Annotated in this window: 8 protein-coding genes and 1 tRNA gene; 4 read left to right on the plus strand and 5 right to left on the minus strand. The window is 67.7% G+C overall.

The features are described 5' to 3' along the window. Positions 1–45: 45 nt before the first annotated feature. From RIE32_10185 to RIE32_10205, 5 genes are all read right to left on the minus strand, one after another. Positions 46–1,212, minus strand: coding sequence for a TlpA disulfide reductase family protein (locus RIE32_10185; protein MEQ9096620.1), 1,167 nt, complete (start codon positions 1,210–1,212; stop codon positions 46–48). 155 nt (positions 1,213–1,367) lie between these two features. Continuing rightward, positions 1,368–2,123, minus strand: a complete 756-nt coding sequence (gene gpmA / locus RIE32_10190; protein MEQ9096621.1) for a 2,3-diphosphoglycerate-dependent phosphoglycerate mutase — start codon at positions 2,121–2,123, stop codon at positions 1,368–1,370. 132 nt (positions 2,124–2,255) lie between these two features. After that, positions 2,256–2,329: transfer RNA gene (locus RIE32_10195), tRNA-Arg, on the minus strand. 63 nt (positions 2,330–2,392) lie between these two features. Continuing rightward, positions 2,393–4,675: a VCBS repeat-containing protein gene (locus RIE32_10200; GenBank protein ID MEQ9096622.1), complete on the minus strand. Its 2,283-nt coding sequence runs from the start codon at positions 4,673–4,675 to the stop codon at positions 2,393–2,395. Between the two features lie 45 nt (positions 4,676–4,720). After that, positions 4,721–8,038, minus strand: coding sequence for a VCBS repeat-containing protein (locus tag RIE32_10205; GenBank protein MEQ9096623.1), 3,318 nt, complete (start codon positions 8,036–8,038; stop codon positions 4,721–4,723). Positions 8,039–8,305: 267 nt separating this feature from the next. Here RIE32_10205 and RIE32_10210 point away from each other — a divergent pair, with 267 nt between their 5' ends. The 4 genes from RIE32_10210 to RIE32_10225 all read left to right on the plus strand — a co-directional run bounded on the left by RIE32_10210 (position 8,306) and on the right by RIE32_10225 (position 13,967). Continuing rightward, the gene (locus tag RIE32_10210; GenBank protein ID MEQ9096624.1) at positions 8,306–9,286 is read left to right on the plus strand and encodes a hypothetical protein; all 981 of its coding nucleotides are present in this window, start codon (positions 8,306–8,308) and stop codon (positions 9,284–9,286) included. 323 nt (positions 9,287–9,609) lie between these two features. Beyond that, positions 9,610–12,000: a GC-type dockerin domain-anchored protein gene (locus RIE32_10215; GenBank protein ID MEQ9096625.1), complete on the plus strand. Its 2,391-nt coding sequence runs from the start codon at positions 9,610–9,612 to the stop codon at positions 11,998–12,000. A 45-nt stretch (positions 12,001–12,045) separates the two neighbouring features. Next, positions 12,046–13,248 (plus strand): 23S rRNA (adenine(2503)-C(2))-methyltransferase RlmN, encoded by a 1,203-nt coding sequence (rlmN, locus tag RIE32_10220; protein ID MEQ9096626.1) that lies wholly within the window; start codon positions 12,046–12,048, stop codon positions 13,246–13,248. After that, positions 13,245–13,967, plus strand: coding sequence for a TIGR02206 family membrane protein (locus RIE32_10225; GenBank protein MEQ9096627.1), 723 nt, complete (start codon positions 13,245–13,247; stop codon positions 13,965–13,967). Before rlmN ends, RIE32_10225 begins: the two co-directional genes overlap by 4 nt. The last annotated feature ends 10 nt before the right edge of the window (positions 13,968–13,977 follow it).

The raw sequence follows: 13,977 nt of genomic DNA on the forward strand, positions 1-13,977 counted from the left end.
CTTGGACGAATTTGAGCGACGTCTCAGGCGACACCAAGCGCCAGGTCAGCCCTCCTGCTCTTCACCCTCGAGCTCGATCGGCTCGATGCCCAGAAGCTCGGGGATCATCTCGTCGAGCTTGCCGCGGGCGTTGGGGGTCACCAGGCGGCCCTGCTGGTCGACCAGGAAGACGCACGGAATCGAGCGGACCTTCCAGCCGCTGGAGAACTCGCTGCTCCAGCCGTTGCCCTGGTAGTACTGCGGCCAGGTGACGTTGTTGTCCTTCACCCAATTGCGCAGCTTCACGAGGCCGTCCTTGCTGGGGTCTTCCTCGTTGCGCGGCTGGTCGAGGCTGACGCCGATGAACTCCACGCCCTTGTCCTTGTAGGCGGCGTAGAGCTTCTTCATGTGGGGCATCTCGGCGATGCACGGCCCGCACCAGGTCGCCCAGAAGTCGACCACCACGACCTTGCCACGCAGCTTGCTCATGTCGATGGGCTCGCCGCTGGTGGCCTCCTCGAAGCTCAACTCGAAGGGCTTGCCGATCTGGTCGAGCTGGTAGACCTTTGCCGCCGCCTGCTTGCCCTCGCGGGTCTCGGGAAAGTCGGCCGCCAGCGTCCGGTAGGTCTGTTCGACCTTATCCGAGTCGGTCTGGTAGTAGGTCGTCATCATCATCAGCGTGGCGTTGCGCGGGTCCTCGGGGGCCACCGCGGCGAACAGCTCGGCCGCCTCGCCAACCTGTGCGGGGTCGTACTGCGTGGTGCGGGCCACCGCGTTGGCGTGGGCGAACAGCGCCTCGGCCTTCAGGGCCTTGCTGTCGGTCTTGCCGGCCAGCGCCTTTGACTCTTCGAGCACGCGCTCGGCCTCGCCCATCCCCATCAGGGCGTTCCAGCGAACGGGCATGAGTTCGACGAGACGATCATGGGCCGGATGGCTGCGGTACAGCTCGCCGATCAGTTCGGCCTGCTTGCGCATCGCCTCGGTCCGTGCTTCCATGTACTCGGCCCGGTAGCCCTCTTCGGCCCGGCGGCTCGCGTCGTAGGCGGGCATCTCCACCGCCTCGTAGTCGGCGATGATTTTCTCGGCCGCGCGGTGCGCGCCCACCATCTGGCTTGCCGCCTGGCCCTCGTTCTGGTTGCCGTCCTGCGCCAGTGCCGGGGCGCACACGCCCGCCGCAACGAGGGAAGCGCCGGCCAGGCCGGCCAGGGTGCGAAGTCGATCACGCTTGGTCATGGTCTGCTCCTGCCGCCCGGCGATGGGCCGGACAATGCCGCCGCGCGCTCGCGTCGCGGCGTGGTCGTGTGTGCGCAGTATAAGTGAATCAGCGACGCCTGCGCATAGGGGATATGCGGACTCCGTGCGGGCGTTACGCCCGGCGCCGAGCGGATTCAGCGTGCCTTGCCCTGTGCCGCGACGGCCGCCTGGGCCGCCTCGACCTCGTCCTGATCGCCTAAGTACCTGCTTTCAATGGGCTTAAGCGATTCGTCGAGCGTGTACACCAACGGCACGCCGGTGGGGATCTCCACGCCCATGATGTCGCTGTCGGAAATCTGGTCCAGGTGCTTCACCAGCGCCCGGATGCTGTTGCCATGGGCCGAAATGAGCACCCGCTGGCCGGCCTTCACCTTCGCGGCGATCTCACCTTCCCAGCACGGCAGCACCCGCTCGACGGTGTCCTTCAGGCACTCGCCCGCCGGAAGCTCGTCCCGAGCCAGCCCAGCATACCGAGGGTCTCCGCCCGGCAGCCGATCGTCGCCGGCCTCCAGCAGCGGGGGCCTCACGTCGTAGCTGCGCCGCCAGATCTTGACCTGGTCCTCGCCGTGCTTCTGGGCGGTCTCGGCCTTGTTCAGGCCCTGGAGCGCCCCGTAGTGCCGCTCGTTCAATCGCCACGAGCGTTCGACGGGCAGCCACATCCGGTCCAGCCCGTCCAGCACGATCCACAGCGTGCGGATGGCCCGCTTGAGCACGCTCGTGTAGCAATAGTCAAAGTCCAGCCCCTCGACCCGGATCAACTCGGCCGCCCTCTGCGCCTCGCTGCGTCCCTGTTCGCTCAGGTCCACGTCGGTCCACCCGGTGAACCGATTCTCGGCGTTCCAGACGCTCTGGCCGTGGCGGATGAGAACAAGCGTGTGGTTCGTGCTCATGGCAACAGGTTAGGAATCGAGGGAGGCAGAGACCTCTTCCCCTCCCCCTCTACCACCCCCTTCAACCTACCACGCCTACCCCATCTCCTACCTCGCCGAGGGGGGCTCTGCCCGACGAGGCGAAACTCCAAGCACCCCCGCCTGGATTCGAACCAGGGACCTGCGGATTAGAAGTCCGCTGCTCTATCCAGCTGAGCTACAGGGGCATGGCGTACCAGACGCGGTGTTCACTATACGCTCGGTGGACGGCGGCCTGCCCAGGCAGATGATCAGCCGCATCCGTCCTGGAACTCGTTCAGGAAGACCAGGAAGTCGAAGAGCGTGAGCTCACCATCCGCGTCGAAGTCGGCCCGCGGATCTCCGGCATCGAAAGCGTTCTGGAAGGCCAGAAAGTCGAAGATCGTCAGCGCTCCGTCGCCGTCGAAGTCGGCGCGGCACCCCTCGCACGGCGTCTCGTTGTACAGGATGCCGAACCTGAATCGGTCACGCGCCGCCGCGATGAGGTCGGGCTTGCCATCGCCGTCCATGTCGGCGACCGCCATGCCGGTGTCGCGGCCTCCGGTCTCGTGGCTGAGCGGCGGAGAGAAGCCGCCCTCCGAATCGCCCAGCAGGATCGTGCTTGCGCCGATCACCGCGTCGGCGAAGCCGTCCAGATTGACGTCGACGATCTTCAACAGTTCGGAGGTGACCGCCGGGTAGGTTGTCCATTCTGGAAAGCCGCCCGCGCCGTCGTTACGCGCGACCAGGAGATCGGCCTCGGAGATCGCGAACAGATCCAGGTCGCCGTCGCCGTCCGCATCGTGTAGGTCCAGCCCATACATCTCCTCCCGCCCGATGCGGACGTACTGAGGATCGGCGAAGCTCCCGCCTCCCAGATTGCGCAGCACGGCCACCTCATTGCGATCGAGCGTCAGGACCACGTCAGAATTGCCGTCCTCGTCGATGTCGCCAATGGCAATGTCGTTGGGATCATCGGTCAGAAACCACTGCGTGTATCCGCCGAAGGCCCCGCCGCCGAGGTTGAACATGACAGCCACGGTGTCGGGGCTGCTGCGTCGAAGGAACGCCAGGTCCGGCAGCCCATCGCCGTTCAGATCGCCGGCGGTAAAGCCATTCGAACCCTCATCCAGTTCGCTCACGATCGGCTCGCCAAACTGCCCTGGCTGGATCGCCGGAAGCACCCAGATCGTGGTAAGCGGGCCCCGGGTTGCGATGTCCGCCAGTCCGTCGCCGGTGAAGTCGTCCACCACGATGCCGACGGAAAAGGCGCCGCCCGCGGCGAGGGCTTGTTGGCGAAACCGCCCACCACCGTCGTTCCAGATCAGTTCGATCGTCTCATCGGTACTCCCCACCCGACCGCCGGCGACGATATCCTGGTCGCCGTCGCCGTCGAGATCGTGCGCGGCAACTTCCAGCACCTCGAATCCAACATCCACGCTCCGGCGGAATCGGAACCCGCCCGCGCCATCGCCCAGCACCACGCCCGTGCTGTTGCGTGCGATCGCCAGATCGAGCACACCGTCGCCATCGGCGTCTCCCACCGCAATCGCCGCGTCTTCGGGCGTACGCAGCGTCCTGGGCGCCTCGAAGATCCCATCGCCACGGCCCAGCAGCACGGCCACGTTGTCCTCGCGCAGGCCCGACACGACCACGTCCAGGATGCCGTCGCCCGACAGGTCGGCGATCTCCAGTTCCCGTGGTGCGACGGCGGTGGGATAGTCCAATGCGGGCGCGAACCGGCCGTTGCCCAGGCCGGGGAAGATCGTCATGCTTCGGAAGGTCTCTTCTTCGCTGCCCAGCACGATGTCGAGTGTGCCATCGCCGTTGATGTCGGCAAGTTCGATCGTGCTGACCTCGAAGCCCCCCGAATAGCTGCGGCCGGGCATCGAGAACAGGCCGTTGCCGCCGTTGAGCAGCACGCTGATGGTGTTGTCCCGCGTGTTCGCGGTGACGATGTCCGGGTGGCCGTCGCCGTCGAAATCTCCGAGGGCCACCGACGTGGGGAAGCCGCCCACCTCGCGAACGATGGCGGCGCCAAACCCGCCCTGCCCGTCGTTGGGGAAGATGCGGACCTCGCCGGGCAAGGTGAACTCCGGCCCGCACACGACGATGTCAGGGGTCCCATCGCCATTCACGTCGGCGACGTCCAGGCCCGGCTGCCCGCCGCCCAGGTCGACCAGGATCGGCTCGCCAAACGCGCCATCTCCGAGGTTAAAGAAGATCGACGCGGGCACGTCGCTTCGCTTTCCCACAAGAATGTCAAGGTGCCCGTCGCCGTCGAAGTCCGCGGTTCGGATACGTGATGTGCCGATCCTCGCGCCATACTCAGCGGCCTCGCCGAAGTACCCATGTTCCCCTGCCAGCCGAACGTTCAGAGAAGGTAGCGAGGACTGAAAACTCGTGATCAGGTCGTCCCGTCCGTCACCGTTCAGATCGGCCAAATGGACAACGTCGATGCCCCCTCCCGTGTAGATCGCGTGAGGGAATCGCACACCCTCGCACGTCATCTGGGCAAACGCCAGGCTCGCCGGCATCGCGGCACACACGATCATCCCACGGGTTAGGCCGCGATGCGTGTTGAACATATCGATCACCTCTTACCCACACCCAGCCTGGAACTCGTTCAGGAACACGAGGAAGTCGAACAGCGTCAAATCGCCGTCGCCATCGAAGTCGGCCGCGAGCTTCCCCGCGTCGAAGTCGTTCTGGAACGCGAGGAAGTCGAAGATGGTCAGCGACCCATCGCCGTCGAAGTCGGCCCGGCACCGCGGAGATGTGCAGTATCCTTCGAGCACGCGCAGTTGGCCGTCGGGCGGCACGCTGACCAGAAAATCGACAACGCCATCGCCCTGCAGGTCCGCCACGAGCATGGGCCCCGGATCCTCCCCGGCCACGTACCGCTGCCCATCCAGCAGCCGGCTATCACCGGTGTTCAGCACCACGCTGATGTCGTCGCTGTTCGTGTTGAGGACGATGATGTCGTCCAGGCCGTCGGCGTTCACGTCCGCGACCTCGAGTTGACGGGGCGCGTCGCCCACCCGCGCCGCCCAGCGAATCCCGAATGTGCCGTCGCCCGCGTTGGCGTACAGCCGGACCTCGTCGTCGAACACGACGGACACGAGCAGATCCAGGTCGCCGTCGGCGTTGGCATCGGCAAAGCCGAGGTCCGCCGGCCTGCCAGCGGCGGGATACCGCGCTTGCTCAGCGAATAAACGCCCACCGGTGTTGAGAATGATGCTGATGTCCTCGCTGGTCTCGTTCACGGTTGCCAGGTCCAGCAAGCCATCGTCGTTCACGTCGGCGGCGGCCAACGCGACCGGCCGGGTGCCCACGGGCAGGCGCAACTCGTCCTCGAACGTCCCGTCGCTGTTGCCGAAGTAGATGCTTAGCCCGCCGGTGATCGCGACCACGTCAGGTGCGCCATCGCCGTCAATGTCGGTCGCCACCACCTTCGTGGGGTTTTCGGCGGCTGGCAGCAGGGTCTGACGCTCGAACATCAGGTCCCCGTCACCCCGGATGAGGCTGACGTCGCTGTCCTGGTTGTTGACGACCACAACATCCTGGTTGCCATCGCCATCGTGGTCGAAGAACACCGCATCGCGCGGTGCGCGACCGACGGGCAGGAGATCAAACGCACCGAAGCCGGCGCTCCCGTCGTTGAGTGCGTAGCCGATGAAGTCCTGACTGTTCAGCCTCATGACAATGTCCAGGTCGCCATCGGACTGGAGATCGGCGAGGCCGAGGAACGTGGACTGGCTGCTCGGAAACTCGACGAGTGTCGTCGGACCGAAGAGCCCGCCGCCAAGGTTCATGCGAACGTACAAGCCCGACGCGAGCGAGTGGACCATGTCCTGGTCGCCGTCGCCGTCGAGATCGCCCAGGCGGACGCGATCGATGGGAAAGCCGAACAGGAACGATGACTGCTGGCCGAAGCCGCCCGCGCCGTCGTTGTAGAGCGTTCGAATATCCTCGGTTCTCCGGCAGGCCACGACCAGGTCGAGGTCTCCATCCCCGTCAACGTCGCCCGCGTCCGTGTCGACCGGAAAGTCGCCAACCGCGTAGCCCACCGGTGCGACGAAGCCCGTGGGCGATCCCGCCAGGACGTACACCATGTCCGCGTCCCGGCTCATGACGGCCAGATCCAGGTTCGCGTCCGCGTCGGCGTGCAACGCGATCACCTTGTTGGCAGAGGCCGGCAGGTTGATCCGCCGCTCGACGGCGAACACGCCGCCGCCCAGGTTTTCCAGGATGCTCAGGTCCTCGCTGTTCTCGTTGGCCGTCACGATGTCCAGGTCGCCGTCGCCGTCCAGGTCAGCAACGTCGATGCCCTCGACGACATCGCCAACGGGATACTCCACGCGCGGCTCGAAGCCAGATCCACTGGTGCCTAGCAGCACGTTCACGGCGACCCGGTTCGCGACGATCAGGTCGGTCATGCCATCGGCGTTGACGTCGGCCTGCCGGGCAATCGTCGGCGACGATCCCGCCCAGTATCGCCGCTGGCCCACGAAGGTCCCGTCGCCCCGATTGAACATCACCGACAGCGCGCGGTCCTCCCCGTGGCTGGTCACGAAGTCAAGGTCGCCATCGCCATCGAAGTCGGCCGTGGCCACTCCCCGCGATTCCGCCGAAGCGCCATAACGCTCGGCCGGGGCAAACGTTCCGTCGCCACGGCCCAGGCGAATGCCCGTAGCCGCGGGGTCCCGCAGCGCCATCACCAGGTCGTCCACCCCGTCGCCGTTCATGTCCGCCAGCGTCATGTCCTGGGGCAGCACGTCCGCGTCGATGACGGTCTGCGTCCGCAATCGGTCGCCCGATGGTTGGAACGTATTCACGCTCGTATTGGCGGCGATGATGACACCCGGACGGCCCGAGCCGTCCAGCACGAAGATTTCCGGCTGGCCCACCAGCTGGCCGGCGTAGAACGAGTATGGATCTTCCAGGAAAGAGTCGCCGCGGTTGTGCCACACCGTCAGGCTGCGGGCGGCGGGATCGGACACGACCACGTCCACGTGGCCGTCCAGGTCGATGTCGCCCAGGGCCACGCGCAACGGCGCGATGAGCCCGGGGTACCGGCGGTTGATCGGGAAGCCCCCCGCGCCGTCGTTGAGCAGCACCGTGATGTCGGCGCTGTCGGAGTTGGGCACCACCAGGTCCAGGTCGCCGTCGCCGTCCATATCTGCCGCCCGGGGCTGCTGGGGTCGATCGCCCGAAGCCACCGACATCGCCTCGGAGAGCGTGCCATCGCCCATGCTGAAGAAGATGTGCACCACGTCGTTGGTCCGTGAAGCCACGATCACGTCATCGAGCCCGTCCCCGTCCAGGTCCGCGATCTCGAGCTGGTTGGGCAACCCCATAGCCGTGTACCGCACCGGATCGGCGAACGCGCCCCCGCCCTGGCCCAGGTGCACGCTGACGTCCTGCGACGTCCCATTGGAGACCACCAGGTCCTGCACGCCGTCGGCGTCCAGGTCGACCAGCCGCAGGTCGGCCGCTCCCGAGCCCAGGGGGAACTCTCCGATGAAATCGAACCGCCCGTCGCCGGTGTTGAGCAGGATCGACCCGACCGTGCCCAGGCCCAGCAGGTCGCTGTTCCCGTCGCCGTCGATGTCGCCCAGGATGATCTTGCCCAAAACGCCCGTGGACGGCTCCCCCGGCCGCGCCTCGAACCGCCCGTCGCCCAGGTTCAGCAGCACGTGATACTCGTTGGGGCCAACCGTCGTGGCCACCACGTCCACCAGCCCGTCGCCGTTCAGGTCGGCATAGGCCGCCGAGTCGATCGTGTCGGTCGAGTCGATGGCATACCCCGGGCCCGGCCACCAGGGGTCGCCGCAGGGCTGGGCCATAGCAGCGCCGCCCACCACGCCCACCACCAGCCCGAAGAGCGCGCACCCACGCCGGTTCACCGTTCTCATGCAGCTCCCTTTCCCACTCCCACCCCGCGCACCGCACGCCGGCCACGCCGCCGCCCGCACGCTCCGATCTCTTCACCCGTTATCCAGCGGCCACTCGGCAACGCCCGCACGCCTCGCGCGCCCACCAAGCCGGCCAAACATGGTACTGCATGCCGATCCGGGGGGCCAAGATACGCCCGACGAATCCGGCCAATGCGGCCCGACGCCGTCCTATAAGCCACGAGCCACCCCGGGCTCGGCCGCGACGCCCCTCCCCTATCCTCCACCATGGCCCAATCCACCACCAGCACCGCCCTCCCCGAAGCCGCAAAGGCCCTGACCAAGGGCCTCATCGACTACGCCGGGCTCTTCCCGCCCTCGAAGCTCGGCATGGGCCCGGCCGTCGAGAACTTCGCGCGATACCACCGCAGTGCCCGGGCCCCCATGCTCGGCCGCTTCGTCTGCCCGGCGGCGCGATTGAACGAGTTCACAAAGGCCGGCCAGATGCTCATGCCCGGCACGTTCGCGACCAGCGGCTACCCCGAGATGGCCGGCGACGGTGAGCCCTGGCGCCTCAGCGCCATCGTGCCCCACGACAGCGCCACGCCGCTGGCCGAGAGCCTCGAGCACATCCGCGAATTCAACCACCGCCACGAGGACGCCAGCCAGGGCCTGGCCGTCGTCGACGCCATCGAGACGCCGCTCAAGGCCGTCGCCGACGTCGACGCCCTGCTCGACGCCGTGCCCGAGCAGCTGGCCATCGCGATGGAGGTGCCGGTCGCGCAGAACGAAGACATCCGCGGCTACATCGCCGCGCTCGCCGGCACGGGCGCGGCCGCCAAGATCCGCTGCGGGGGCGTCACGGCCGACGCCATGCTCCCCGCCGGGCCGATCGTCGGCTTCATGCAGGCCTGCCGCACCGCGGGCGTCGCGTTCAAGTGCACCGCCGGCCTGCACCACGCGCTGCCGGGCGAGTACCGGCTGACCTACGAGGACAACCCGCCGATGGGCCCGATGCAGGGCTTCGTCAACACCTTCGTCGCGGCGATCCTGATCGGCGCGAGGGCCATCGACGAAGACACGGCGCTCCAGCTCATGGCCGAGACCAACGGCCGCAACTTCGTCCTCTCCGACCAGCACATCGGCTGGAAGCAGCACACCGTCCCCGTCGCCACCGCCGTCGAGCAGCGCACCCGCTTCGCCCTCAGTTATGGGAGCTGCTCGTTCGAGGAGCCGACCGGAGAGCTGGCCGAGCTGCTCAAGGGCTGACCGACGGCCCATCACGCGCTGGAGCCGTCGTTCCCGACGCGCTCGGAGGAGTTCCGGACGCGTCAGGAGGAATTCCTCGGACGTCAGCAGGAGCTCCTGACGCGTGCGGAGGAGTTCCTGACGCGTGAGGAGGAGTTCCGGACGCGTCAGGAGGAATTCTTGACGCGTCAGGAGGAGCTCATGACGCGTCAGGAACTCCTCCGACACGTGTAGAAACTCTTCTCGGGGGCGCCAGGGCGGTTTCTCTATCGGACGTGCCATCTGTTTGGTGAACGCCGAACATCTCGCTGCAACCGGTGACGATCGGTCGCGGAAGAATGGGCATGCGAGCCCGATCCTGTTCGATTCTTGCCTGCCTCCTGTCCGCCGTCGCCACGATGGCCCAGCCGTGCGAGATGGGCTGGACGCCCGACCTCTTCGGCCTGCCGGGCACGGGGTACGCCCAGGCGGTGGCCACCTTCGACGATGGCCGGGGCGAGGCGGTCTACGTCGCCGGCCAGTACGGCGTGGCCGGCTTCGCCGTGGTCGGCAACATCGCCCGATGGGACGGGCACGCGTGGGAGCCGCTGGGCGAGGGGATCAACGGGCGCGTCTACGCGCTGACCGTCTTCGACGATGGGCGCGGTCCGGCGCTGTATGCGGGCGGCTGGTTCTCGCTCGCCGGTGGCGTCGAGGCCGCCAACGTCGCCCGGTGGGACGGCCACGCGTGGACCGCGGTTGGTGGTGGCATCGACGATGCGGTCGCCGCGCTGCACGCCTTCGAGGGGCCGGACGGCCCCATGCTCGTGGCGGGCGGCTACTTCCAGCGGGCCGGCGAGGTCGAGGCCAGCCGCATCGCATACTGGGACGGCACGCAATGGTCGGCGTTCGGCTCGGGCGCTCGGGGGCCCGTGAAGGCATTCGAGACGTGGCGCGATGATCAAGGCGATCTGCTCATCGCCGGTGGCCAGTTCAGCGAGATCGACGACGTCGCGGTGCAGTCGATTGCCGCGTGGGACGGCGAGTCCTGGTCGCCGCTCGGATCACCGGGAGACCGCTTCAGCCCCGACGTCGCCACAATGGAGATCTACGACGACGGCTCGGGCCCGGAGCTCTACGTGGGCGGCTGGTTCTCGATCATCTATGGGCAAGATGCATCGCACATGGCACGCTGGGACGGGACTCGATGGGCGGCCGTCGAAGGGCTTGCGTTCGAGCAGTACACCCCGGCCGTCATGTTTGCGGCCGACCTGGGCGATGGACCGAGCCTGTTCGTGGGCGGCGACTTCGACATGATCGGGGCCATGCGTTGCGGCGGCCTCGCGCGATGGGACGGCCAGGCATGGCACGCGCTCGGCGGCTACGTGGACGGATCGATCGGCGGTCTGACGATCTTCGAGCACGATGGTCGGCCCGCCCTCGTGGCTGGTGGAGGCCTCGCTTCGGCTGGGGGGACGCCCCTGGCCGGGACTGCCGCCTGGGACGGCGCCCGATGGCACGCCCTCGGCACGGGCATGAACGGCCCAGTCGCGGCGCTCGAGTGGTTTGACGACGGGTCCGGGGCTGCGCTCTACGCCGGCGGTGGGTTCACCCGTGCCAGCGTCGACGAAACGGCATTCATCGCTCGCTGGGGCGGGAACGCGTGGGCACCACTGGGCGACGGCGTCGATGCCCAAGTCACCAGCCTAGCGGTGCACGACGACGGAGGCGGACCTTCGCTCTACGCTGCCGGTGACTTCACCCGGGCGGGTTCGACCGATGCGGGATCGATCGCCCGCTGGGACGGTACCCGCTGGTCGCCGGTCGGCGTTGGACCCACGAATGGTTTTTCGACGATCAACGCGATGAAGAGCTTCGACGACGGCCGTGGTCACTCGCTCTTCGTAGCCGGCGCCTTCGGTCCAGTTCCCGGCGAGCGGTCATCCGGCGTGGCCCGCTGGGACGGTACGCAATGGAGCCCTGCAGGTGATCATGAGTTCGCCTGGGTAAAAGCCCTGGAAGTATTCGACGACGGGAACGGTCCGGCCCTTTATGCCGCCGGGTCATTTCGTTTCGACGGCGGGAGGCGCTACGCCGGCGTGTGCCGTTGGGCGGGCGAGCAATGGATTCCGCTGGGCCAAGGGATCACGAGCGTCGATCCGTTGATTACCTCCCTGCACGCACACGACGACGGTTCGGGCTCTCGGCTCTATCTCGCGGGCCATTTCCGAGACATCGAGGGTCGCTTTACCAGAAACCTTGCGGCGTGGGATGGGGCCACGTGGCACGCGCTCGACGGGCCGACGCGTGGAATCGCCGATTCGCTCGAAGTGTTCGACGATGGCTCGGGTCCGGCCCTGTACGTGGGCGGTCGCTTCTACGACTCCGTGCTCTCGGAGTTTTGGACTTTCGCCCGATGGGACGGCGTGGCCTGGACGCGACGCGGGGGACAGCTAGACGGCGCCGTTGTGTCGCTCCGCTCCATTCCAGAAGCCGGCGGATCCGCCCTGTACGCCGGCGGCGGCTTCTCGCAGCTCGACGGCGTCGCCAGCGCCTACGTCGGGAGGTACGCCTGCCAGGCGCCGCCCTGCGCGGCCGATCTCGATGGCGACGGCGCCCTCACGATCTTCGACTATCTCATGTATCTCAACCTCTTCCAGGACGGCGACGCTCAGGCCGACTTCGACGGCGACGGCGAGCTGACGATCTTCGACTTCCTGGCGTTCCAGGACGCCTTCGACGCGGGGTGCGACTGAGCCGATGGCAGCGGTGGGGGCCGGCTCTGGCCCCTACCCTCCCCCGTGCGCCACCCCGAGCACCACATCTTCCAGTTCACGCCGCAGACCCTCGCCGACTGGTGCCGCGAGCGGTCGATGCCGGCGTTCCGGGCCAAGCAGATCCTCACCTGGGTCTACGAGCGCGGCGTGGTCGATCCGGGCCAGATGACCGACCTGAGCAAGCGCGACCGCGAGACGCTCGCGCGCGAGATGGCGTTCCTGAGCGGGCCGACCGTCGCCCACCAGCTGGCCACCGACGGCACGCAGAAGCTGCTCATCGAGTGGCCCGACGACCTGAGCACGACCTCGGCCGAGCACGCGACGGTCGATACCGGCAACCGCCTGCCGATCCTCGGACAGGATGGTCGGGCCGGTGGGATGCCCTACAGCAACACCGCCCGCCAGACCGAGTGCGTCATGATCCCCTGGCCGCCCAAGGGCGAGCTCAAGCCCCGCACCGACACGCGAGAGCGCCGCACGGCGTGCATCTCCAGCCAGGTCGGCTGCCCCGTGGGCTGCAAGTTCTGCGCGAGCGGGCTGGGCGGGCTCGATGGAAATCTATCCGCCGGTCGCATCGTCGAGCAGGTCTGGCGATTGAACCAGCTTCAGGGCGTCGGCCGCATCAGCAACATCGTCTTCATGGGCATGGGCGAGCCGCTGGCCAACTTCAGGAGCGTCACCCACGCCGTGCGCACCATCGCGGCGCCCTGGGGCATGGGCATCGGCGCGCGCCGCATCACGATTTCGACCGTCGGCCTGCCCCAAGCGATCGAGCGCCTGGCGAGGGAGCTCGACCTGCCCGTCACCCTCGCCCTGAGCCTGCACGCGCCCACCGACGAGCTGCGCCGCCAATTGATCCCCTGGGCCGAGCACGCGACGGTCGATCAGTTGCTCACGGCCTGCCAGACCTGGTTCGACAAGACCGGCCGCGAGATCACGCTCGAGTACATCCTGCTCCGCGGCGTCAACGACCGCCCCGAGCACGCGCGTCTCCTGGCCGACCTCGCCCGCGCCATGCGCGCCAACATCAACCTCATCCGCTACAACGAGGTGCAGGGGCTCGAGTTCCAGCGGCCGCGCACCGAGGACGTGCGCGCGTTCCAGGACATCCTGACCGACGCCCGCATCACCACCCACGTGCGCGCCAGCCGCGGGCGAGACATCGCTGCCGCCTGCGGCCAGCTCCGCCACGAGCACAAGGCCGTCGGTGGGGGGGCGGGTGCGTGACGGCCCTGCCGGCTTTTGCGCCCTTCACGCCCACGCACTACCTTGCCGCCGGCGCGGGCGTCGCCTGCATCGTCGCCTTCGTCGCCCTTGGCCGCGCTTCGACGACCGCCGGCGAGCGGCGCGTCGCGCACGCCTGGGCCATCCTCTGGCTGGTGCAGCAGGCCATCACGACCGTCTACTGGCTGCTGCCGGCGCACTTCGACGTCGGCAAGAGCCTGCCGCTGCACCTGTGCGACGTCGTCGGCTGGCTGGGGCCCTTCGCGTTGCTCGTCGCGCACACGCGTCGCACGCGCTGGCTGCGCACCGTGCTCTACTTCTGGGGCATCGGCCTGAGCACGCAGGCGTTCTTTACGCCCACCGTCGTGCAGGGGCCGGGCGACCCGCGCTTCTGGCTCTTCTGGATCAGCCACACGCAGATCGTCGGCGGGGCCATCTACGACATCATCGTCCGCGGCTATCGCCCGCAGCTGCGCGACCTGAGGACCGCCATTTTCGCCTCGCTCTGCTGGATGGTCCCGCTCGTCGTGCTCAACTGGATCACCGGGCTCAACTACGGCTACCTCGGGCCAGAGCTGGAGGGCCAGACCGTGCTGAACCTGCTGCCGCCCTGGCCCTGGCGCGTGCTCACGATGGCGGGCATCGTGCTCGTGCTGTTCACGCTGCTCTGGGTGGTCTGGCCGATCGCCGGGCGCTTGTCGGGCGACGGCGATGATGACTGAACGAGTCAAC

This window comes from Phycisphaerales bacterium (genome assembly GCA_040221175.1).
Taxonomy (GTDB): Bacteria; Planctomycetota; Phycisphaerae; order Phycisphaerales; family UBA1924; genus JAHCJI01.